General features: G+C 55.4%; 18 protein-coding genes, 1 tRNA gene and 1 pseudogene. 6 read left to right on the top strand and 14 right to left on the bottom strand.

Annotated features, from left to right (window positions below):
- The 3 genes from DX908_RS02755 to DX908_RS02745 form a co-directional block, all read right to left on the bottom strand.
- A complete protein-coding gene (locus DX908_RS02755) occupies nt 1–2,088 on the bottom strand; it encodes a TonB-dependent receptor (RefSeq protein ID WP_158548442.1) in 2,088 nt (695 codons plus the stop codon).
- A 194-nt stretch (nt 2,089–2,282) separates the two neighbouring features.
- Entirely contained in the window at nt 2,283–2,774 is a 492-nt protein-coding gene (locus DX908_RS02750; protein WP_147303717.1) for a helix-turn-helix domain-containing protein, read from the bottom strand.
- 90 nt (nt 2,775–2,864) lie between these two features.
- Nucleotides 2,865–4,301: a cryptochrome/photolyase family protein gene (locus DX908_RS02745; protein WP_116390923.1), complete on the bottom strand. Its 1,437-nt coding sequence runs from the start codon at nt 4,299–4,301 to the stop codon at nt 2,865–2,867.
- Between the two features lie 103 nt (nt 4,302–4,404).
- Here DX908_RS02745 and DX908_RS02740 point away from each other — a divergent pair, with 103 nt between their 5' ends.
- Both DX908_RS02740 and DX908_RS02735 read left to right on the top strand, forming a co-directional pair.
- Nucleotides 4,405–5,193 (top strand): competence/damage-inducible protein A, encoded by a 789-nt coding sequence (locus tag DX908_RS02740; protein ID WP_116390922.1) that lies wholly within the window; start codon nt 4,405–4,407, stop codon nt 5,191–5,193.
- Between the two features lie 5 nt (nt 5,194–5,198).
- The gene (locus DX908_RS02735; RefSeq protein WP_116390921.1) at nt 5,199–6,563 is read left to right on the top strand and encodes an L-serine ammonia-lyase; all 1,365 of its coding nucleotides are present in this window, start codon (nt 5,199–5,201) and stop codon (nt 6,561–6,563) included.
- Nucleotides 6,564–6,572: 9 nt separating this feature from the next.
- Here the strand turns inward: DX908_RS02735 and DX908_RS02730 are convergent, their stop codons facing one another.
- Nucleotides 6,573–8,522: an alpha/beta hydrolase family protein gene (locus DX908_RS02730; protein WP_116390920.1), complete on the bottom strand. Its 1,950-nt coding sequence runs from the start codon at nt 8,520–8,522 to the stop codon at nt 6,573–6,575.
- 105 nt (nt 8,523–8,627) lie between these two features.
- Nucleotides 8,628–10,592 (bottom strand): alpha/beta hydrolase family protein, encoded by a 1,965-nt coding sequence (locus DX908_RS02725; protein WP_116390919.1) that lies wholly within the window; start codon nt 10,590–10,592, stop codon nt 8,628–8,630.
- A 168-nt stretch (nt 10,593–10,760) separates the two neighbouring features.
- On the opposite strand from DX908_RS02725, the gene DX908_RS02720 reads away from it, so the two are divergent.
- Complete coding sequence (locus DX908_RS02720; protein WP_116390918.1) at nt 10,761–11,684, top strand: homoserine O-succinyltransferase; 924 nt, start codon at nt 10,761–10,763, stop codon at nt 11,682–11,684.
- A 43-nt stretch (nt 11,685–11,727) separates the two neighbouring features.
- A tRNA-Leu gene (locus DX908_RS02715) sits at nt 11,728–11,813 on the top strand.
- Nucleotides 11,814–12,318: 505 nt separating this feature from the next.
- Here DX908_RS02715 and DX908_RS16750 read toward each other — a convergent pair.
- The 7 genes and pseudogenes from DX908_RS16750 to DX908_RS02675 form a co-directional block, all read right to left on the bottom strand.
- Nucleotides 12,319–13,335, bottom strand: a pseudogene (locus DX908_RS16750) (recombinase family protein); the annotation flags it as partial.
- Nucleotides 13,332–13,745 (bottom strand): hypothetical protein, encoded by a 414-nt coding sequence (locus DX908_RS02700; protein WP_147303716.1) that lies wholly within the window; start codon nt 13,743–13,745, stop codon nt 13,332–13,334. The pseudogene DX908_RS16750 and the gene DX908_RS02700, both read right to left, overlap by 4 nt.
- Nucleotides 13,688–14,722 (bottom strand): type IV secretory system conjugative DNA transfer family protein, encoded by a 1,035-nt coding sequence (locus DX908_RS02695; protein ID WP_116390916.1) that lies wholly within the window; start codon nt 14,720–14,722, stop codon nt 13,688–13,690. Before DX908_RS02695 ends, DX908_RS02700 begins: the two co-directional genes overlap by 58 nt.
- Entirely contained in the window at nt 14,719–15,603 is an 885-nt protein-coding gene (locus DX908_RS02690) for a type IV secretory system conjugative DNA transfer family protein (protein ID WP_116390915.1), read from the bottom strand. Before DX908_RS02690 ends, DX908_RS02695 begins: the two co-directional genes overlap by 4 nt.
- A gap of 9 nt (nt 15,604–15,612) precedes the next feature.
- Nucleotides 15,613–15,861, bottom strand: a complete 249-nt coding sequence (locus DX908_RS02685) for a hypothetical protein (protein ID WP_116390914.1) — start codon at nt 15,859–15,861, stop codon at nt 15,613–15,615.
- A complete protein-coding gene (locus DX908_RS02680) occupies nt 15,861–16,310 on the bottom strand; it encodes a hypothetical protein (protein ID WP_116390913.1) in 450 nt (149 codons plus the stop codon). The genes DX908_RS02685 and DX908_RS02680 overlap by 1 nt, the downstream gene beginning before the upstream one ends.
- 842 nt (nt 16,311–17,152) lie before the next feature.
- Nucleotides 17,153–17,566, bottom strand: a complete 414-nt coding sequence (locus DX908_RS02675; protein ID WP_147303715.1) for a hypothetical protein — start codon at nt 17,564–17,566, stop codon at nt 17,153–17,155.
- Nucleotides 17,567–17,718: 152 nt separating this feature from the next.
- Between DX908_RS02675 and DX908_RS16140 the strand changes: the two genes are divergently transcribed.
- Together DX908_RS16140 and DX908_RS02660 are read left to right on the top strand one after the other, a co-directional pair.
- A complete protein-coding gene (locus tag DX908_RS16140; protein WP_147303714.1) occupies nt 17,719–18,336 on the top strand; it encodes a hypothetical protein in 618 nt (205 codons plus the stop codon).
- Between the two features lie 46 nt (nt 18,337–18,382).
- Nucleotides 18,383–20,062, top strand: a complete 1,680-nt coding sequence (locus DX908_RS02660) for a hypothetical protein (protein ID WP_147303713.1) — start codon at nt 18,383–18,385, stop codon at nt 20,060–20,062.
- Between the two features lie 61 nt (nt 20,063–20,123).
- Here the strand turns inward: DX908_RS02660 and DX908_RS02655 are convergent, their stop codons facing one another.
- The gene (locus DX908_RS02655; RefSeq protein WP_116390908.1) at nt 20,124–20,855 is read right to left on the bottom strand and encodes a hypothetical protein; all 732 of its coding nucleotides are present in this window, start codon (nt 20,853–20,855) and stop codon (nt 20,124–20,126) included.
- Nucleotides 20,852–21,259 carry a hypothetical protein gene (locus DX908_RS02650; protein ID WP_147303712.1) on the bottom strand — a complete coding sequence of 136 codons (408 nt, stop codon included), beginning with the start codon at nt 21,257–21,259 and terminating at the stop codon, nt 20,852–20,854. The genes DX908_RS02655 and DX908_RS02650 overlap by 4 nt, the downstream gene beginning before the upstream one ends.
- Nucleotides 21,260–21,342 lie beyond the last annotated feature (83 nt).

Genomic DNA, 21,342 nt, shown 5'->3' with positions numbered 1-21,342 from the left:
CTAGTAGCGGACGCCGGCGGTGATGCTGTAGGTGCGCGGCGCACCGTAATAGCCAAGCTGATAGCCGAGGCTGTCGGAGAGATCGAAGCCTTGTGTGCGATATCTCTCATCCGTCAGGTTCCGCCCGGCGAGCCGCAGCGAATATTTGCCGTCCTGGAATTCAAGACCGATCGAGGCATCGACCAGCGTGTAGCTATCCTGTTTCAGGATCTCGCTCGAGCTGACGGTCGGATAGACATCTCCGCGATAGGCTGCCGCGGCGGCCACGACCAACTCCGTGTCGGTGGACAGATCACGGCGGTATTCAGCTCCCAGACGGCCGGTCCAGTCCGGGCTGTTCGCCGGGGTTAAATCGCCCGAGACATCCTGTCCGTTCTCGCCGATAAACTCAGCATAGGATGCATCAAGATAGCCGAGCGCCAGATCGAGCCGCAGATTATCAGTTGCGCGGACCGAGCTTTCGAGCTCGACACCGAAGATTTCGGCCTCGGCGGCATTGGTGAAGAGGGCGGCGAACCCGCCCATATCGTCGGCAGTAAAGCTTGAGACCTGCAGGTCCTGATAGTCATTATAGAAGACCGCGATGCTGCCATTGCCGCGACCGTCCCAGAACCGGCCCTTGAGGCCCGCTTCGTAGGCGGTGAGGGTCTCGGCATCGAAGGGCAGGGCTTCAAGGTCGGTATTCGACCGGCCGTCAAATCCGCCGCTTTTGAAGCCGCGGCTGATCGAACCATATGCCGTCAGATCCGCATTGAACTCATAGCTGACCGAGACACGGGGCGAGACATTGTCAAAATCCGTGTCCGTATCGATATCAGTTGCGCGGGCGCCCTGTCCGATCTGCGGGACCAGCGGGGTTGCCGCATCAAAGAACTCCTGAACGCGCGCGAACTCTTTCTCTTCCTGTGTCAGGCGCAGGCCCGCACTGACGCTCAAGCGCTCGGTGAGATCATAAGTGCCGTCCGCATAAATAGCGTAAGCGGTGGTTTTCTGGTCGTTGATGGAATTCGAGACGAAAGCGATGTCCGGTCCAAAAATGCCGGATTCAGTGACGTCTTCTTCAACGAAGGCATAGAGCCCACCGACGACAGCGAGTCGGTCGCCTTCATAGGTCAGCTGGAATTCCTGGCTGAACTGGTTCTGGTCCTCAAAGACAAAGACACCGAAGATCGGGCTCGCCGTCGCATCAAGATCGAGATGCGCATCATATTCCATCTCGCGATAGGCAGTGATCGAGCTGATCGTCACCGACGGGGAGGCTTCCCAAGTTGCCCGGGCGGATACGCCCCATACGGAAAGATCGCTGAGATCGTTGAAATCGGCATCAATCTCAAAGGGGTCTTCGTTTGGATCGAAGAGGCCGAATACGCTGGTTTCGCGCGCCGGGGTACGGGAAGTGTCAGGCGTATCCTTCGAGCCATCCGTGGTCAGCTCGAATTCCCAGTTCTCCGCAGGCCGCGCGAGCAGCGTGCCGCGCCATGCGAGCGTGTCCTTATCCCCGTCATCCTGCCCGTCGACACTGTTATCGGCGAACCCGTCACGGCGGAAATAGCCGATCGAGGCCTTGCCCAGCAGTGTGTCGCCCGAGATCGGGCCACTGATCCCGGCTTTCAGATCCAGCCGGTCATAGCTGCCATAGGTCGCGGAGGCGGTGAATTCCGGCGTCTCGGTCGGCTTGCGGGAGACGAATTTGATCGCCCCGCCAATCGTATTTCGTCCGTATAGTGTCCCTTGCGGCCCGCGCAGGACTTCGATCCGCTCGAGGTCGAAGACATCGAGGAATGAGCCCTGCGCACGGCCGAGATAGACGTCGTCGAGATAGATCCCGACGCCGGGGTCCGCGAAGGCAAGGCTGTCTAGCTGACCGACCCCGCGGATATAGGCGACGGTGTTCTGCGCATCGCCCTCATGAAGGGTCAGGTTCGGCACACTGGTCTGTATATCGCCGATCTCATCCGCCGCGAAGGTGGCGAGATCGTCCCCCCCAATGGCCGTCACTGACCCCGGAACATCCTGAAGGCTCTCTTCACGCCGACGGGCCGTGACGACGATGACGTCGCCCGGTTCGTCATTTTCAGCCTGCGGCATGTTGCTCTCCTGGGCAGACAGGGGAGTGAGGCCGGAAAGGCAGCTTGCCGCACTGAGCATGAGCAGAGTTTTCACCGCTTTAGAGCGCATGATGGTTCCTCCTGGATGTTCTCTTTCTTTTGGGAGGAAAATGGCGCGGACGGCGCTCGCGGAAAATGGAAGAGGTTTCCGCAAATATTGCGAGCATTTTATGCTCAGTCCGGAATGGAGAGCGCCTGCCGGGTTGTTGCCATGGTGCGGGTCAGGTGCCCGACGATAAGCGCTTCGAGATCTTCGGTTGGGCGGACGATGGCTGAACGGCCGTCTCCTTCGTCACGCATCTTGATGAGGTAGCCATCATCGACAGCGCGCTTGATGCGTTCTTCGCGCGTGCGGTTAGAGCCGGATTTCATCGTCTGGGCGAGTTGCCCGACCGTCAGCGGCTGTCCCGCCCAGTGCGCGCGCAAGCAGCCAACCAGCATGTACCAGAATTCCTGCGTGAAATAGTCAGGACGCCCCCCAAAGGTTTCGTCCCAGTCGCGGGCATATTCTTCGAGTGCTTCGGTCCATGCCATCAGGCGTGAGCGTTCCGCTTCTTCCATTGGTGCCGAATTTCCTTCCAGAGGCAGCGGTTTATGCCCGTTCCGCCAGAAGGGCAATTCGGCAAGAGAAAACTGCACGTCCTGCACGAACTGTTGCGTCGTCATGCATCATGGAACGCGAAAGAGGGCGTGCAAGGCGAGCCTAACCTGTCCGCCGGGCGCTGCCGCCGCGAACGCGCAATGGCGCTCAAGCTGCTATTTAATGGACTGATAGCGCGATAGCGCGTCTTCACGGGCTTTTTTGTGATCGACGATTGGCGCGGGATAAGTTTCGCCGAGGCGAATACCGGCTTCTTTCAGTACATCTTTGGGGGCGTTTGACGGGTCGTGAATGTATTTGGCCGGAAGGCGTGAGAGCTCCGGTACGAATTTTCGAATATAGTCCCCATCCGGATCGAATTTCTCACCCTGAGTTGTCGGATTGAAAATCCGGAAATAGGGAGCGGCATCTGCGCCGCACCCGGCTACCCATTGCCAGCTGGCGGTGTTGTTCGCTTGGTCGGCATCGACCAGCGTATCCCAGAACCATGCCATGCCCTCGCGCCAATGGATCAGGAGATCCTTGATCAGGAAGCTGGCAACGATCATGCGTACACGGTTATGCATCCACCCCGTTTGCCAGAGCTGGCGCATCCCGGCATCGACGATGGGATATCCGGTCAGCCCTTTCTGCCACGCGGTCAGGGCAGTCTCGTCCGTGTCCCATTCAAAATCGGCGAACTTCTCCTGCAGCGGCTCTTCGGTCATCTGCGGCTGGTAGTAGAGGAGGTGATAGGAGAATTCCCGCCAAGCCACTTCCGAGAGAAAAGTGTGCCCCTGATCTGCGGGGATGTCCCCGGCTTTGATCCCGGCCTGAACGTCATGCCAGATCGTCACGGGACTGATTTCTCCGAAATGAAGATGCGGCGAGAGGCGAGAAGTCTCATCAAGGTCCGGCCGGTTGCGCGTGTCCTTGTATCTTGCGGCCTCGTTCTTCAGCCATTCACGCAGCCGTGCGCGGGCACCTTTCTCTCCCGGTGACCAGACGGGAGCAAAGCCTGTCGCCCAGTCCGGCCGGGTCGGTAGCAGATCCCAATCCTCAAGCCTGTCGGATGAAGGCAGCGACGAGGGCGCGGTGAGCTTGTCCACGCGCGGCAGGGCCTCCCGGACCTCGCCCTTGGCCTGCAGGTTTTTCCAGAAGGGGGTGAAGACCCGATAGGGATCGCCCGATTTAGTCTCGATCTCCCACGGCTCATAAAGCAGCCGGCCGTTAAAGCTCTCGGCGCCCCGGCCCGCGTCTTTCAGTTCTTTCTTGATGTCGCTGTCGGCTTCCGTCTGCCAGCGCATATAGCGCCGGTTCCAGAAGACATCAGAAGCCCCTAATTCTTCCGCTAGCTGAGGGATAATATGGCGCGCATCGCCGCGCCGCAAAATGAGCGCGCCTTCACGGGTCTTCAGATCTTCTGAAAAGGCCGTAAGGGAATGATGCAGCCACCAACGCTGGGCGCCGCCCATCTTCATCTCACCGGGCGTGTCGTCATCAAGGACAAAGACGCAAGCGACTGGCTGGCCCGTCGCGGCGGCGGCGCGCATGGCGGGATTGTCGTCAAATCGCAGGTCTTCGCGGAGCCAGAGGAGAACGGGATCGGTCATTCTGACTTTCTGACGGTGTTTTACCGGTAACACCATGCGTCCTCGCGCCGCCCGTGGGGAAACAGGGATTTTCCTTACCCGTCACTCAGGCTATGGCGCGGGCATGATCACGGAAAACCCTCCCCAACGACCGACAGCCGCGATGGTGGCGATCGGCGATGAACTCCTCAATGGCCGCACGCGCGATGCCAATATCCATCATCTCGGCGGCTGGCTCGACAAGCGCGGCATCGACCTTATCGAAGTGCGGATTGTGCCCGACGTCGAAGACCGTATTGTCGATGCTGTGAATGCGTTGCGCGACCGGGCTGACACGGTCTTCACGACCGGCGGGATCGGGCCGACACATGACGACATCACAGCAGATGCGATCGGCGTTGCTTTTGGTGTTGAGACGACTGAGCGCGATGACGCGCTTGAGGTCTTGCGCGAATGGTATGCCGCGAAAGGTGAGGAAGTTACCGACCGCCGCCGCCGTATGGCGCGGGTGCCCGAAGGCGCAAGGCTGATCCCGAACTCTGTCTCGGGCGCGCCGGGTTTTGCCATCGGCAATGTGCATGTCCTCGCCGGGGTGCCGGCGATCTTTCAGGCCATGCTCGACGCACTAGATGAAGAAATCGTCCGGGGGCCAACCTATACGATCTATACCGTCATCGGCACCAGCAAGGAGAGCCTGATCGCCGACGGCCTTCTGTCGCTTGAAGCTGCCCTCAAGGGCGTGAAGATCGGCAGCTATCCGGGCAAGGCTGGCAGCGGCGGGCCGCTTGCTATTGTCTGCAAGTCGCTCGAGCCCTCCATTGCCAAACAGGCGGCAGAAGCTGTCTGCGGGCTCTTCCGGGCGATCGGTGTCGAGCCGGAACTCGTCGAAGGCTTTGGCGCGAACAGGGATTAAGACCCATGCTGAGTGTTGCGGATATCTTCAAGATCGGGATTGGCCCTTCGAGCTCCCACACGCTGGGGCCGATGAAGATTGCGCGACGCTTTCTTGATGAAGCAAAAGCAGAGGGCGCGTTTGATCGCGCGGCATCTGTTTATGCGGATCTTTATGGCTCCCTAGCGCTGACCGGGGTCGGGCACTGTACCGACCGGGCGATCATCCTTGGCCTGCTCGGCGAAGAGGCCGAGACGATCCGTACCAGCATGGTTGACGGGATGCTCGATCACGTGCGCGGCTCTGAGCAGCTCAAATTGCTGGGCGTCAAGGATGTGCCGTTCGCTTGGGACACGCATGTACGTTTTTCACCGCCGGGTGATGTACCTGATGCGCACCCCAACGGCATGCGGCTCACGCTTTGCGATGCTGCCGGGGAACCAATCTTTGCGCAGGTCTATTACTCGGTCGGTGGCGGCTTTATCCGCCGCGAAGATGAGATGGGGGTACCCGAAACGGATGGTCCGGACCCGGCCTACCGCTTCGGCTCCGCAACCGAGCTTCTTAAAATCTGTGAGACGACAAACCAGTCGATTGCCGACATCGTGCTCGCCAATGAAGATGTGCTCCGCCCGAGAGCGGAGACCGAAGCCATCCTCAAATCCATCTGGGATGCCATGGCGCGCTGCATTGAGCGGGGCCTGTCGACTCGCGGGACGCTTCCCGGCGGGCTGAAAGTGACCCGCCGCGCGCCCTCGCTTTACGCCAAGCTGACAAGATCGATCCCGAATGAGCGGGAGTCCCTCTTTGACTGGCTCAACGCCTTTGCGATGGCTGTGAATGAAGAAAATGCCGCAGGCGGACAGGTTGTCACCAGCCCGACGAATGGCGCGGCTGGGATCATCCCGGCGGTGATCAAATTTTACTGCGCCATGGACGGCGTCAGCGAGACGGCGAAGATTGACACTTTTCTTCTCACGGCGGCCGGGATTGGCATGCTCTATAAGGCGCGGGCCTCGATCTCCGGCGCGGAAATGGGTTGTCAGGGCGAGGTTGGGGTCGCCTGTTCGATGGCAGCGGCAGGGCTGGCGGCCGTCTGGGGCGGGATGCCGCGTCAGGTGGAAAGGGCCGCCGAGATCGGCATGGAGCACAATCTCGGGTTAACCTGCGATCCGGTAGGCGGCCTCGTTCAGATCCCCTGCATCGAGCGCAACGCCATCGGCGCGGTGAAGGCCGTCAATGCGGCCCGCCTTGCTCTGCAATCCGAAGATCCCTCGCGCGTCAGTCTCGATCAGGTGATTGAGACCATGCGCCAGACCGGCCTCGACATGAACAAGAAGTACAAAGAAACGTCAGAGGGCGGACTGGCCGTAAATGTCGTTGAGTGCTGACCCGGCCTTTTACTGATCGAGGCAGCTTTTAAGGAAAGTATCAGTTTCCTTGAGGAATGTTATCCGATTGTCGCCAACATCGAGGAAGTGGCTGCCTTTCTCAAGCTCGACATAGCGGAATTCCTTATCCTGACGTTTCAGGCTAGAGACCATGCGCTCTGATTGGTCAATGGTGACGCGCCGGTCATCCTCGCCATGGACAAGCAGGATCGGCACCTGAATCTTGTCTGCCTGCAGAGTGGGGCTGTTGTCCCGCAGCATCTCGCGGTCTCCCCAGAGCCGGCCAATCCGCCGCGTCCAGTAGCTGCCGCCTTCATACTGGTTTTCATGCCGGATCAGCATCGGAAGGTCTGTCACCGGCGCATGGGCGATGGCGCATTGATACATGTCTGGTGTTTTCACGGCTCCCATCAGCGCGGCATAGCCGCCATAGGAGTGCCCCATGATTGCGATCCGCTGGGGCGATGCCAGGCCAGCTTCGATCAGCCAGTTCGTGCCATCGGTGATATCGTCCTGCATCGCCTGACCCCATTGCCGGTCACCTGCACGCAGGAACTCTTCTCCGTAGCCGGAAGAACCGCGGAAGTTCATCTCGAGGACGCCATAGCCGCGTGAGACGAGATACTGCACTTCCCAGTCAAAGCCGGCAAAGGTCCGCGCATTCGGGCCGCCATGGGGGAGGACGATGAAGGGGAGATCCTTGGCATCCTCAAGACTCTCATATTGCGGCGGCAGGGTCACGAAGGCTGGAATGTCGAGCCCGTCCCGCGCCTGATAGCTGGAGACGAAGGTCCGCCCCATCGGCACATCGGCCAGCTCGGGATATTGCGGGGGTAGGGAGGTCAGCGAGGGGCCCGCCCGATCAAAGATATAATACCGGCCCGGATTATTGCCTTCTTCGACATAGACAACAGCATGGCTATCACTGCCATTGATCGATGTTAGGGTGACGGAATGGCCGGGGAAAGCACCTCTCACCCGGTCGATAATGTCCTGGGCAAGGTTCGCGCCGAACCAGTGAATGTCGCCGGTTTCATCAGCGAAGGTCACGCCGACCGCGGCGCCATCCTCATCTCGTTGGACAACGCTGTAAACATCAGAGACATCTGATTCAAAGAGTTTCTCCTCAAACTGATCATTGACGATGTCATATATATAAAGCGCCGCTAATCCGCCCTCATGGTTTGAGGCGACGAAGGCTTTTTCGGGATGATCCGGGAAGCCGAGGAAATTGAAATAGGGTGCGCCTTCTGCAACGCGGTGGGAGATATCTTTCCACTTGTCATCCGGCATGCGGACGATTAGTTTTTCGCGCTTATCATTGACGATGCCCCAGCCGGACCGGATGCGGCCCTTTTTGTCTGCACTCCAGAAATCAATGCCGTTTCTGCCGCTCATGACCGTCTTGTGACGGCTGTCTTTCTCCGTAAAGACGCTACGGACGGCCATCCTTCCTTCATCCCAATACTGTACAAGGATGTGATCGGCATCATCCTCCAGCATACTGACAATGCGGTCCTGGATCTGAACTGGCAGGTCGCCTTCGTCAGGCTTTCGGAATAGCGGCGTGATCTTGCTGTCGTCGGGGTTCAGGCCGAAGAGTCGGGTCTCGACCGTCTCTGTACCATATCGGCTGCCATTGGTCCGCAGGGAGAAGATGATCCGATCATCGCGCTTCCAGGTGACATTGCGGAAGCGGATCTCGTCAGTCTGGGTCGTCCCGTAAACCGGTTTGATGCCCTCTGCGCCATTGTCATAAACGATGAAGCGATACTCTTCTGCGCCTTCGGGGCGGACGAGCGCAAAGAATCTGTGGCCAGAAGGCGAGAGTTTGATGTCGCGGAACAGCGGCATACGGGCATAGGCTTCAAGCGGCGCTTGATCCTGCGCCATGGCCACGCCGGTGGAAAGGATTAGACCCAATATGCCGGCAATGCCGCGTGATAGCTGCGATTTCATGTAGACCCCCAAATGAACCCTGTTCGCGACTTTAGTGCGGCCGGGCAGAGATGCAACCTTTGCGTCAGAGCAGGCCGACCAGCGATATACCGCCCTGACATTTCCTTAGTGACCCAGACAGTCTTTCAGGAAGGCATCCGCCTCTAGCAGGAATGTCAGTCTGTTGTCGCCCACATCGAGGTAATGGCTACCATTCGGGAGGACGACATATTTATGATCCTTGTTCGCCCGTTTCAGCCGGGCGGCCATCGTCTCGGATTGTTCGATATTGACGACCCGGTCATTGTCCCCATGCAGAATAAGGACAGGTATGCCGAAATCTTCGGCCCGTAAGGCGGGGCTGTTTTCCTGCAGCATATTCCGATCGCCCCAGAGCCGGCCGATGCGGCGAGTCCAGTATTTGCCGCCGATGAACTGGCTTTCATAACGGATCAGACGGGGAAGGTCCGTCACCGGCGCATGGGCGACGGCGCATTGATAAAGCTCGGGGGTCTTCACCGCTCCCATCAAGGCAGCATAGCCGCCATAGGAATGCCCCATGATCGCAATATTGCTGGCGCTCGTATAGCCTTGGTCAATCAGCCATTTGGCGCCATCGGTGATGTCATCCTGCATCGCCTGACCCCATTGCCGGTCACCGGCGCGCTGGAATTGCTGTCCGAACCCGGATGACCCCCGGAAGTTCATCTCCAGAACGCCATAGCCGCGCGAGACGAGATACTGCACTTCCCAGTCAAATCCAGTGAAGGTCCGCGCGTTCGGGCCGCCATGCGGCAGGACGATAAAGGGCACGCCTTGGGCTTCTTCCAGTGAGGACAACCAGGGCGGCAGGGTCACATAGGCCGGGATCTCAAGCCCGTCCCGCGCCGTGTACATTGTACTGAAGGTCTGGCCCATCGGTACGCCTTCGAGCGCCTGATACTGCGATGGCAATGCGGTCAGCCGATTGGCCGTATGATCGAAAAGAATATACTGGCCCGGAATATTCCCCTGCTCGATAAAGAAGGTCGAAGCGGTATCCGTGAGATTGAGATTGACCAGCGTGACATCCATGCCGGGCAGCGCGCCCTTGACCTTTTCGATCACGTCACGGACGAAACTCTCCCCTAGCCAGTGAACGTCTCCGTCATCCTCGGCGAAAGTGACACCGAGCACGTCGCCGTCCGAGCGCTGCTGGATGATGTCATACACATCCGAGGTTGGCGTATGGAAAATCCGCTCAATGAAACTGTCGCTCGGGATGTCATAGAGATAGAGGGCTTCTGTTTCGGTCTCATGTGAGGAGGCGACATAGGCCTTGGTCCGGTCATGCGGGAAGCCTAGGAAGTAAAAGCTAGGTGCGCCTTCTTCGACGCGGTAGGAGATGTCCTTCCAGCTATCATCCGGCATACGGACGATCAGCTTGATGCTCTTGTTATAAAGGACGCCGCGCCCTGAGCGGATATTCCCAAGACCATCTGCTGACCAGTCATCAATGCCTTCCTTGCCGCGCAGCATTCGCGTGTGGCTGCGGTCGTCATCGATATAGACCCGGTAAACGCTGTTCAGGCCCTCATCATAATATTCAAGAAGGACGTTTTTGGGATCATTCGGCAGAATGCTGACGAAATCATCCTGAATTTGGATCGGCACGTCAGTCTGCTGGTCGAGACGAGCGCTGCGTGTGTTCAGGGTGAAGAGCGGTGTCGATTTGCCCGATTTCGGTGTCAGCGAGAAAAGACGCGTCTCGACCGTTTCGGTGCCATAGCGTTTGCCGCTTGAGGCGATCGAGAAAATGATCTTGTCGTCGCGCTTCCAGAAGGGGCGTCGGAAGCGGACCTCATCCGATTGCTCAACAGAGAAGATGGGGGAGAGCTCTTGCGGCGTATTCTCAAAGACGACGAAGCGATAATCCTTGGCATCCGCCGGGCGGGCCAGGGCGAAGACGCGCCCGCCGCCCGGAGAGATCCTCACATTGCTGAAAAGCGGCATGCTGCCGAATGCTTCGAGCGGTGGCGGCGTGTAATTCTGGGCAAGAGCCGTGGTTGGCAAGGCCAGCATGGCCGCCAAGGCAGCTAGACGATGTTTCATTTTGCACCCCAAATGTCCCCGCCAAGGAGCGTAAAGCAATCAGGGCAGGGTGCAACCTCTGCGTCGAATGGCCAGAGCCTGCAATTGCGGGGGGACCTTCACGAAAGGGGCGGAAACGGCCATGTAGGCTGGGTCTGACACCCACAGGACAGGACCGATAGAGAACCGATGCCCATCAAGATCCCCGACCAGCTGCCTGCACGTGACACCCTCATCAATGAGGGCATCATGGTCATGGCGGAGGCCGAGGCGGTCCGGCAGGACATCCGGCCGATGAAAATCGGGCTCCTCAACCTGATGCCAAACAAGATCCAGACTGAAACGCAGATCGCACGGCTGATCGCGGCGACGGCGCTGCAGGTTGAGCTGACGCTTGTGCGCGCGGCAAGCCATGAATCAAAAACGACGTCAGCGGAACATCTCGCGGCCTTCTACCGGACATGGGAAGAGGTGGAGGCGGAGAAATTCGACGCCTTCGTCGTCACTGGCGCGCCAGTTGGCATGGTCCCCTATGAAGAGATCACCTATTGGGATGAGCTCAAGCGCATCTTCGACTGGACGACCAGCAATGTGCATTCGAGCTTGTTTGTCTGCTGGGGCGCGATGGCGGCGCTCTATCATTTCCACGGCCTCTCAAAGGTGCGGTTGGCCGAAAAAGCTTTCGGCGTCTTCCCGCATTCGAACTGTCGACCGGGCTCGCCATTTCTTGTCGGCTTTTCTGATTCGATCCAGGTGCCGGTGTCGCGATGGACGACGATGCAGCGTCATGATGTCGAGGACGTGCCGTCCTTGCGCATGTTGCTTGATTCGCCAGAGACCGGCCCGTGCCTGATCCATGAGCCGCATGGCGGGCGGCTCTATATGATCAATCATCTCGAATATGATGCAACGACGTTGCGGGATGAATATTTGCGCGATAGGCGCGAAAATCCCGACACACCATTGCCGAAGAACTACTTCCCCTTTGACGATCCAGGGTTGATGCCGCCCAATCGGTGGCGAGCCCACGCACATCTTTTTATCGGTAACTGGATCAACCAGACCTATCAGACGACGCCGTTTGAACTCGAACGAATCGGTGAAGGTCGCTGATAGCTTGCGCCGCCGCGCAGAACTGCGCAGAAGCGCTATCCACGCGGGCGTGGTGGAATTGGTAGACACACGAGACTTAAAATCTCGAGGCCTTTGGCCGTGCGGGTTCGAGTCCCGCCGCCCGCACCATCTTTTCAGTTTCCAAGTTCATTCCTCCTAACAGTTTGAATGGTAAGGAAAATTCCGGGTTCAAGAACCCGTTTTCACGTGTGTAGGTAATCGTGCCGGGTACTGAGAGCCTCAGCAGTAGGCGCTTATGCTCAAACCCGCCTTTCTCCCAGAGAATCCAAGGCTTTGAGGCAAAAGCCATAGCCAGCCCGAAGCATTCTCCGAATGATTTTTGCGGTTCAAGAGCGTTCGCTTGGCGCTCGCTCATCAGCCGCTTTTCGTGCTCCAGCTTGGCGATTTCCCCTTCATAGGCTTTCACAACGGTGCTGTTTGTTGCGGCGATCAGGCGGTCAATCAGCGCTGCAATCCGCTTTTCCGTTGCCTTCAATTTTTCCGACAGCTCAGTTTGAATCGCTTTTAACTGTGCTGCTCGTACCTGCCAGACATCCGTGAACATGGCTCTTGTAGTCGAGAGTAATTCCGGCGCAGGCGTCAGCTCGTGAACGAGCGAGCCGAAAGCGGCTTCTATCTTCTCCTTACGGATAGACTTGCCCCGGAAGTCACAGCCTTTCGTCTGGCAGGTATAGTAGCCATAGAGTCTATTCCGCCCCTTTGACCATCCGGGTGTCATGGCAGAGCCGCAGCACTCGCAAGCGACAAAATTCCGCAAAGGGAAGTCCTCATGCAGATCACCACGCGCTGGGCGGTTGGCGCGGCCATCAAGCCTATCCTGCACCTGCTGCCACAGTGTCAGGCTCACCAGCGGCTTATGCAGCCCTTTCTGCATGTGAATGCCCCATGATGGCAGGTTGATATATCCGGCGTAGAGAGCCCGGCGCAGAATATTCGTGGCGCGGCCCCGCGTCATGGAATCCGAAACCGTGGGCTGCTCGCGCAAATGCCGCGCGACTTCTGCCGCCGTCTCAAAGCGGCCAGCGGCAAACCCTTCAAAGATTTCCCGGATCAGGGAGGCATTCGGCTCGTCAGGGACGAGCATTTTGCCATGACCGGGTACATTCTCATATCGATAGCCAATGGCCTTGGCGCGGCAATAGTATCCCGCTTCAATCCGTGCACGCATTTTTTGCATGACCTGACGACGGTTTTGCTCTCGCTCAAGTTCACCGCTGGCAGCTTGAATGGTTTCGTTAAATCGCCCTTCCGGTGTGTCTTCGAAGCGGAAATTCGGCGATTCCATGCTGACGCCGCGCTGCTCAAGTTCAGATCGTAACTTGAGGTGATAGGCTACATCCCGAGCTATACGCTTAAGGTCATCAACGACCACGACAAATCGCGTGCCCGGATGGGCATCGATATAAGCAAGCATAGCTACCAAGCCGGGGCGCTTCATATAATCCCCGCCGCCCGACACATCATCCGGGAAGACAGCAGCTACGTCATAGCCTTTTGCTGCGGCATAGGTGCGGCAATTCAGCTCTTGTCCGTCCAGACCGTGACCAACAATCCGTTGCTTGGTTGTTGAGACGCGACAATATAAGAGTGCATGGGCCGTGGCAGTCACTGATTGTAAGTGTGTGGTCATTCGTCAGCCCTCCTATGCTCTTCGCTGTTAATCGCAGTGATTATCTCTTCTGAGAGTAGCACATCCGAATCGCCAGCAGGCCGCTCACAAGCAGTTTCTATGATCTGTCCACAGCTTTGCTGAATCGGGTGAATCCCCCAGCCCAGATCTACTAACTGGACGACGACGTTAAACCACATGGCGAGAAGCTGGCGAGCCTCTTCCTCACTCAGATCAAGGTCTTTGATATGGTGGGCGTAAGTTTCGAAGTCGAAACTGACCGAAAGGCCAGTCTGTTTGTTGTTTGCTGTTTTTTGTTCCTTACCCATCATTCCACCCAAGAGTATGAATATATTCCTATACTGACTAAATGTCAAGATTTTTTGATCTTCAGGGCTTTGTCCAGATCCCTTGAGGCGGTTTTGAGCCATGTGGACGCTTTGGCCAGAAGCTGCTTGTTCACTACCTGCTGCGCAGCATCACGCTTCGCAGCTTCAATGGCTGCTTCCTCTTTCGTCCAATAGGGCGGACGATCCGGATCAAACTTTCCTAAAAACCGTCCGCCTTCGAAATAGTTCAGACGATCAATCGCCATAGCGGGCTTACCCTTGAGAAGAAGAATCTGATTTTGCTCTTCTCTCGAAAAGTGCCTGTCGATTTCATCCGGCTGAATGAGAGGGGAAGTCTTGATTTGCTCGTTCTCATTCGTGGTCACAGACAGGCTGTTTGAGAATCCTTGGTCATTCAGCAGCGCGGTTGCTGCCCCGCGCATGGACAGAACGCTGCGCATCCGCTGGCCGTCACTCGGATTGCTGGTGGAGGTGCTATGCTGCGTGCTGGTCGAGGTGACAAACTGCCGGAGTTCCGTCTGCCCGATGCGCTTAGAGAGATATTCCGTTGTTGTGACATCACTCACGCCGAACGCCTGTATCCACCCTGCATTATTGAGAAACGTCTCGTAGCTATGCGGATAAATCCGTTTTAGCTGCGGCAAATCCTGCCAGACCGTCCAGAGCTTCACCCCGAAGCCTGCGGCATAACCAGCAGCATCCTCCAGCACCTGCATATGTTTCAAGACTGCCGCCTCATCCAGCAAGCAAAGCACAGGATGCCCTGTGGCGGGTGGATTTAGTGACTCATAGAGAGCACTGAATGCCTCACCCACCACCACGCGGAGAAACCTGCTGCCCTGCGTCATCTTATGCGGCGGCTGGCAGAGGAAAAGACTCATGCCTTGCGGATCATTCTTCAAGTCATGGATATTAAAGGTGGAGTGGGCAAAAATACGTCTGTATACGGGTAACTCAAGGAATTCGAGATTCCGCCTTACCGTAGAGAGGATTGAGCCACGTTCCCGGTCTGACATGTCGAGAAGGTTCTGTGCGGCACCTGCAATGACTCCGGTCATTCTTGATACTCCTTCATAAGATCAAGCAGGTACATGAACGCGCTGGGGCGATCCGTGATCGTCTCGCCCGTTGCGGCCTCACGCGCAGCAAAGTCTGCCTCCATCTGCGCCCGCGCACCATTCACGATCAGGTCGCGTACAGTCAGCAGGTTCTTGTACTGGGGCAGGTCTTGGTATTCGTAGACAACGAAGAGAATGACCGCTTTGACGAAAATCCGTGCATTATCATCGAAGTGCACGTTCTTTGGATCGCCGCGAATAATCAGCATATCCGCAATCGATGCTGCCTTTTCGATTAAGAGTGGATCATCGGGGTGAAGATCCTGCAGCGGGTTAAACCCCGCATAGAGGTCTTCACTGACGCTACTGACCCGGTACGGATCAATCACATGAACTTGCTGCCCGAGTCCGTCACAATGTTCTGATCCATGCCCCCGGCGGTTGGCGAAGAGCCGTGCCAGCTCGCCTTTGCTATCGCTCGCGAGCACCGATCCGGCATAGTTCATGAGGTTCTGGGCGAGAATTGAGGTCAGCTTTCCTGACCGCGTCGCAGCCAGCAACACGCCATGCCGATCCTCATTAGGGCCGACGCCAATTGGCTGATAGCCTGTCCGTTCCAGCTTCTCGCAATACACTTCTGCCTCACGCAGACGTGCGTCCCGCCATGCCGGGTTCAGCGTCTCGGTCTCATTAAGGCGATCCACAAAGGCGCGTATATCTTCAATCAGAGCATTAGCTTCATCAGTTGGCTGCGGGATCGTCCCAAGCCAGATCTGGCCATCCACATAAGAATGGGCCGAAACGAGGTCCGCCTCAGCCCACTTTGCGGTGGCCGCTTCGCTGATCGATTTATTATTTCGTCCACGGAGCGGTGCCGTCATCTCTAACCCCTATAATGTCAGTTCAGGTTGCAGGCTCGGACCACGGTCATGTGAGAGTGACCGTTCGGCCCGGCTGATCGAAGCCGGACGGGCGGCAGGTGCGCCGTCCGCCGCTGATTGGGTTTCTGCAGAAGTCGCAGGCTCGGCCACATGGGCGCTGCGGGCTGTCTCGAAGGAGCGGCTCGCCACCGCTCCCCCAATCTCCATGCCGTGATAATGCTTGGCAAAGGACGTGCCGTCGAATTCATGCCCGGCCATCAGTCGAGGCATTCCTTGGCTTTGTTCAAGGCCCGTTCAATCTCAAGAATATCAGGATCAAATTTGTCCCGCACCATTTGCTGACAAATAGCATTGGTCTGTTGGCCCGCTCCGGGCTCCAGAAAGTCAAGTAGTGTACTGACAGTACAATTTCCAAGCGCTTGTGATCGGTTCCGCTTGGCTTCACCGAGCCGCTCGACCAATCGGTCTATCTCAATTGCACAGGCCATAACCGACCGAGAAGATTTCCCCTGTCCTTCAATTATCCGTCCGTATGCCTTACCAAATATTGTTGTGGGTTTGACATTATTCGGCGCGAAGAGTTCCAGAGCCAGTAGCGCCGCCCCCGCAAGCAATATCATACGCTTTGGCGAGCGGTGTTGCTGGGTGACGGATTGCAGGATAGCTTCTGCCTGAGAGTTTGTGTGATTTTTTCGTGTTTCAGTCATGATAGATTATCCATTCGGGGTTTGATTGCCCGGACCATCACGCGACGATCCGGGCAAGAGTTCTTTCTTTGTAGGGATTATTTAGAGAGCGTAGGGCCGCAGGCCGTTACCTTTACATGCCGGACAGCACGCAAAGCCTTCAATGTCCCGCGTGTTGATGCTCACGATATAGGGGGAGTACCGACCGACACCCCCGCAGCGATGGCACCAGTGGCGCGGATGGACCCGTGACGCCTGCGGCGTCACCAACGTCCAGTCTTGTTGTTTGGGATAAGCACGTGATGTACACGTCATGCTATTCCGTCCTTCTGATTACAGAGTTTTTTGAAGGGGCGGACAGGCGCAGATTTCCCGTGCGCTCAAGGCGATGCCTTGAAACTCTATTATGGATAAAAATTCTGGGTGCCTGTCCGCGGTTCTTACTCAGCGATAGCTGGCTGAGGTATTGCGGTTTTGGCAGGAACGCTAAGGCCGCATCCCTGCCGCCCTCCATATACGGAGGACCAATTCATTACTGTCTTATTTGCCGTTTTTCTGGTTATTGTAGCCGCTTTGATAGGCTTGGCGCGATTGCCAGTCTGGCAAGGTGCTAGGTGAACGCTGGCCTTGATTGCGTGAGGCATCATTCTGGCCTTGGCGGGTCCAGTGGTCGTTAGTGGAAGTCATTTTTCCATCCTCATTTGATGATCCGGAAATCCATTCTCCCGCCCAAAGATGGATGGGACGCACAGCCATTTCCGGGGTAAGGCAGTGCTGGGACACCGGCTAAGGCAAATGAGCGTCTCTCGTCCCGGGAAACTCGAAGAGGATGGATCGACCAAGGCCGTCCATCCTCTCGATTATTATGCGCTCAGGCCAAATTGCCAGCGGTCGAAATCATCAACAAGGCGACGAAACTCTTCCGGGAATGCGATGGCGCAAGCGAGGAATAGCACGCTGAGCTTCGCCTGTGTTCTGAGACTCGGATTAAGCGAAGGCTGCTCCCAAGCCCAGTCGAGGTAGCTACTCAGCCATTCGCCCGGAGAATCCGAGAAATCTTCGACGAAGTCGCTCAAGACATACACGCCGCCTTCGAGCTTGAAGACGGAACTGGCCTCGTCTCTTAAAAGATTCACGACCCAGTCCAGAAGAGCTTCGCCCCGTGGCGCATCCTTCATGATGAGCAATGTTGCGACGGCGGCTGCGAAGTTCTTCTGCCCTATGAAGGGGAGGAAGTTCGGAATCGGCTCTCCTGAGCCATGCATTCTCGTAGTCATCTGCTTTGCCTTTCGGTGTTGAAAGGACCGGCCCGGTCACTGTGATGTCGACAAAATGAGCCTTGCAGAGGGTGCATTCAGGAGCATTCGGAATCCGTTCGGATTTTCCGAAACTTGACAAAACATCTGTATACGTAGTAATCTCTCAAGAGATGAAAGAGTTACGTGAGGAGTTCAGCTATAAAGTCAGCTACGGCCCGGTGGGCGGTATTGAGGACCCCTATGAGTTCTATATGAACCTCGAAGATGAAGAGGATTTTCAGCAAGAAGTTTGGATGAAAGATGGTGTTATCCATCGCGAAGGCGGACCTGCAGTCATAGTTCGTAAAAAGGAAGACGGCGCAGTACACTTGGAAGCATGGTATCAGAACGGAAAACTGCATCGAGTGGATGATCCAGCCATTCTGAGATACGATGAATGGGACAGTAGTTTTGTCTGGATGGAAGGTTATTTCCAGAATGGATTGTTACATCGCGCTGATGCCGCAGCCCGGATTGAATGGGATCGAGAGACACGCTTTCCGCTCGTTCAAAGTTGGTATCAGCATGGGAAAGCTGATCGAAAGAATGCCCCGCAGTACATCCGGGGGCTTTATGTCGTGGAATATGAGATGTGGTGCCGCGACGGAAAATGCCATCGAGAAGATGGTCCTGCGATCATCGAAAGGAACGGAAAGACAGGGGCTGTTGAAAATCAAGAATGGTATCTCGAAGATAAGCAAGTTGTACCAGTTAATTCTGAGTCTCCTTACCGTGACCCAACTCCCTAGAAATCTAGCCTAGTAGGGATGGCGTTGTAACGCCCGACAAATCTCGATGGATAACAAAATTAAGAGGTTTCAGTCCGATTGGGCGAAGCGATACGGGGAAATGAATCATCGTGCGCGGCACAAGTTTAGAAGGATACTTTTTCAGTCTACTGATGAAATAAGTGAAAAATTAGGCTATGACTTTTATCATGTAAAAGGCAATCTATATTTGTGGTATTCCCAATTCGCTCCTTATCTGACTTTTCTGGGACAGTCCTTAGTTAAAGATTTTTCTGATTGTGATGCTTCTTCAATACCCAGCTCTTTGAAACAAGATCTTTCAGAACGACGATGCGGCCTCAATCCTAAAAAAAAGGGCAAAAATTTCAGGCAGCGAGAGCTTCCAGGCTATATTTTATGGCTTGCGGATCAGGATATTTCGATTGTTACCACAGGGCTAATGCAGTTGGATTTTCCCAACACGGAAAAATCGAATCTTATTCGTTGTTTTGAAGAAAACGTCTCCGAAATTCTCGATCATTTTCGATCTACGAAAAACGTTGAAATGCAGCTTGACTCCAAGCTTCGTGCTGAAGTCAGGAAGAACCTACCGTCAGAAACATTTAATCCAGCAATTGAATTACAACAGGCGCCTGCATACCACGTACAAGAACTGGAAGTCGGTGAGCCTGAAAGAAAGCTTTTAGTTTCTGGCGCAGCATCAACTGGTTTGGGATTGTTTTCGCGCGGCCTTGAAAAGAATGTTATTGACCGCTCCGCTACCATCATAAATGCCATTCCACGATTTTTTACCTTTTCTTCCTTAAGCGAACGAAAATATGCAGGTCTTGTTGGTGACATACTGAACTTGATCGCAGCCGGTCGGCGTTATCCAGAAAAGGTATCGCGCGACGAGATGTTACGCTTACTGTCATTCTCTTGGTGCATAGAAAGTCGCTTAGAACCAAGACATGCTTTTGGTCTCAGCAAGGTAATTTCGTCCTTACGGGATGACATTATTTCCTATCACAAAGTAGATATCATTGAGAATTCCAACCTTGTGCGCCGTGAGCTGGTCTCGCCAAGACAGAGAGACTTCTTTATACAGAGGGAGGCAGGCACATTCATCAAAGATGAGAACCTCGTAACACTGATAGAACAGCATGACAGCGCGCTGGAAATTCTCTCTCGGGAAAAACCTCGTGATAGAGGTGCTCGTGGTTTTAGTCTCGCATACAATGCCCGAAAGGCGAACATCTTGGCGGCGAGACTCGTGCTGGGTTTGCGATCCCCTAAATACCATTCAGGTGAAGCGGAGTTCAAGCGTCGTCATGAGCAGTTAGAGGAAGATCTGAATGATGTCTGCGGAAATCAACCTGCAACTTATCTTCAGAAAGCTTACTACGACTTGGCGCGAGGAACCGCGCATAATGAGAATATGGTGAGCTTGTACAAGTCCATCTATGAACATATGCAACTGATCGAGACCAATACGCCGCCTGAAGTTCAGCTAGCTATGCGAATGTCTATTGCCGCAGAAGAAGGAGTTTTTGCCACAAGCTCAGCAGTGCATGAATTCCTTGTCAAAGATACTCGTGTTCAGATGCACATGATCAACGCCTGCCGATTCTTTGTCTCGCCTGCCCTAAGGACACAACTTATAAATCACTATGCAAAAAATGGCATTTGGTCTTTGGCAGATGCTAAGTGGATATTAGGCTCTCATCTCGAAACGGCGAAGATTTAATAGCAAGAAAATATCCGGTCACGTCACTCTCAATGTTTCAGATCCAAAGGCGATCTTATACTCAATTCGGCGCCAGAATGTTGCTCTCGTGAGTCAGTATGTCAGTACTGGAAGAATTATCTATAGCATTGATAGCATTCGTGCACTGACCTTCCCTCTCAGTTAAATGCATCTGCACTGGGGCTGGCGCGTCTTCCATCAGCGCGTCCAGTTCATCCAGATCGTCAGAGGTGAGGGTGCCGTTTTCAATGGCAACTTCTGCCTCATCCAGCTTTTGCTGATATTCCAGTAAAGCCTCGCGCTCTTCCTGCAGATTGTTTTTAATCTCCACGCTCTCTGAAAACACGTCCCAATGAGGGGAGCTGTTATCAATCAGATCCGTGTCCATCTCCACTTCTCGGCCATGCTCATCATAAATCTGAGATCCGTCGCGCGTTTTGAACACGCGCCGACCATCTTCCAGCACATAAGCCTCTTCCAACATGAGATCGATTTTGTCCTGAGCCTGATCCAGTGCCGTCTGATTTTCTAGCAGCGCGATGATCAATAACTCCTGATGCGTATCAATACGCGTAGAGAGCTTCGCAAGTCTCGCGGGGTCTAGAGCCTCCTTAATCACCAGTTCGCGCACAAAGTTGGCTTCCGCTTCGGATTCTGCTGCTTCGGCTTCCAGTTCCTTCTTTTTCAGACGCTCATTCTGCAGGACTAACGCTTCCTCACGCGCAGCCCTGTCGTCACGGTTCATTTCTGCAAGGAGCGACTGGCGGACAGTAACGGAAAAGGCTTTTTTCATTCAGGGCACCTCATACGCGTGAGGGCACCGACGACTGCGCCGGGTGTGTGGTCCTTATAGCGGATAGACGCTTCTTCAATCTCCAAAATAGCATCAGGTGCGTCTGTAAATTTCTCCTGTCCCAAGTACCAATCATAGATGCAGGCCATCCCGTCGGTTTCTTTGTCGTCTTTGAGAAAACGGGCATAGGCCAGCCCTTCCACAATGCCGAAATAATAGATGTTCCGTTCGGCATGGTTCATCACTTCAAGCACGGAACCAGCTGTGATTTTCCCCGTGGCTTCTTTGATTTGACTGGTAGATTCCTGCTCAATTTCATCAGCATTTCCTGCACAGCCGAAAAGTAGTCCCATCGGCAATAACGTGCCTGCTACCAGCCATTTCGCGGAATTGAGATTCAACATAACCGACGGTTATTGTTCATAAAATTTGTACGGCATTATCGGTTCTGGTACAATAAGAGGAAGTGGTATGAGAGCTTGGTTAT

Origin of the sequence: Parvularcula marina (assembly GCF_003399445.1) — a bacterium.
GTDB classification, from domain to species: Bacteria; Pseudomonadota; Alphaproteobacteria; order Caulobacterales; family Parvularculaceae; genus Parvularcula; species Parvularcula marina.
This window is presented reverse-complemented; position numbering and strand designations above follow the sequence as displayed.

What these genes read in the sequence shown, in the direction of transcription:
- DX908_RS02700 (WP_147303716.1), bottom strand. Translation starts at nt 13,745, where the DNA reads ATGGCTCAAAACCGCCTCAAGGGATCTGGACAAAGCCCTGAAGATCAA.
- DX908_RS02735 (WP_116390921.1), top strand. Translation starts at nt 5,199, where the DNA reads ATGCTGAGTGTTGCGGATATCTTCAAGATCGGGATTGGCCCTTCGAGC.
- DX908_RS02740 (WP_116390922.1), top strand. Translation starts at nt 4,405, where the DNA reads ATGATCACGGAAAACCCTCCCCAACGACCGACAGCCGCGATGGTGGCG.
- DX908_RS02745 (WP_116390923.1), bottom strand. Translation starts at nt 4,301, where the DNA reads ATGACCGATCCCGTTCTCCTCTGGCTCCGCGAAGACCTGCGATTTGAC.
- DX908_RS02750 (WP_147303717.1), bottom strand. Translation starts at nt 2,774, where the DNA reads ATGACGACGCAACAGTTCGTGCAGGACGTGCAGTTTTCTCTTGCCGAA.
- DX908_RS02725 (WP_116390919.1), bottom strand. Translation starts at nt 10,592, where the DNA reads ATGAAACATCGTCTAGCTGCCTTGGCGGCCATGCTGGCCTTGCCAACC.
- DX908_RS02755 (WP_158548442.1), bottom strand. Translation starts at nt 2,088, where the DNA reads ATGCCGCAGGCTGAAAATGACGAACCGGGCGACGTCATCGTCGTCACG.
- DX908_RS02675 (WP_147303715.1), bottom strand. Translation starts at nt 17,566, where the DNA reads ATGACTACGAGAATGCATGGCTCAGGAGAGCCGATTCCGAACTTCCTC.
- DX908_RS02690 (WP_116390915.1), bottom strand. Translation starts at nt 15,603, where the DNA reads ATGACGGCACCGCTCCGTGGACGAAATAATAAATCGATCAGCGAAGCG.
- DX908_RS02730 (WP_116390920.1), bottom strand. Translation starts at nt 8,522, where the DNA reads ATGAAATCGCAGCTATCACGCGGCATTGCCGGCATATTGGGTCTAATC.
- DX908_RS16140 (WP_147303714.1), top strand. Translation starts at nt 17,719, where the DNA reads ATGAAAGAGTTACGTGAGGAGTTCAGCTATAAAGTCAGCTACGGCCCG.
- DX908_RS02655 (WP_116390908.1), bottom strand. Translation starts at nt 20,855, where the DNA reads ATGAAAAAAGCCTTTTCCGTTACTGTCCGCCAGTCGCTCCTTGCAGAA.
- DX908_RS02685 (WP_116390914.1), bottom strand. Translation starts at nt 15,861, where the DNA reads ATGGCCGGGCATGAATTCGACGGCACGTCCTTTGCCAAGCATTATCAC.
- DX908_RS02680 (WP_116390913.1), bottom strand. Translation starts at nt 16,310, where the DNA reads ATGACTGAAACACGAAAAAATCACACAAACTCTCAGGCAGAAGCTATC.
- DX908_RS02720 (WP_116390918.1), top strand. Translation starts at nt 10,761, where the DNA reads ATGCCCATCAAGATCCCCGACCAGCTGCCTGCACGTGACACCCTCATC.
- DX908_RS02650 (WP_147303712.1), bottom strand. Translation starts at nt 21,259, where the DNA reads ATGTTGAATCTCAATTCCGCGAAATGGCTGGTAGCAGGCACGTTATTG.
- DX908_RS02660 (WP_147303713.1), top strand. Translation starts at nt 18,383, where the DNA reads ATGGATAACAAAATTAAGAGGTTTCAGTCCGATTGGGCGAAGCGATAC.
- DX908_RS02695 (WP_116390916.1), bottom strand. Translation starts at nt 14,722, where the DNA reads ATGACCGGAGTCATTGCAGGTGCCGCACAGAACCTTCTCGACATGTCA.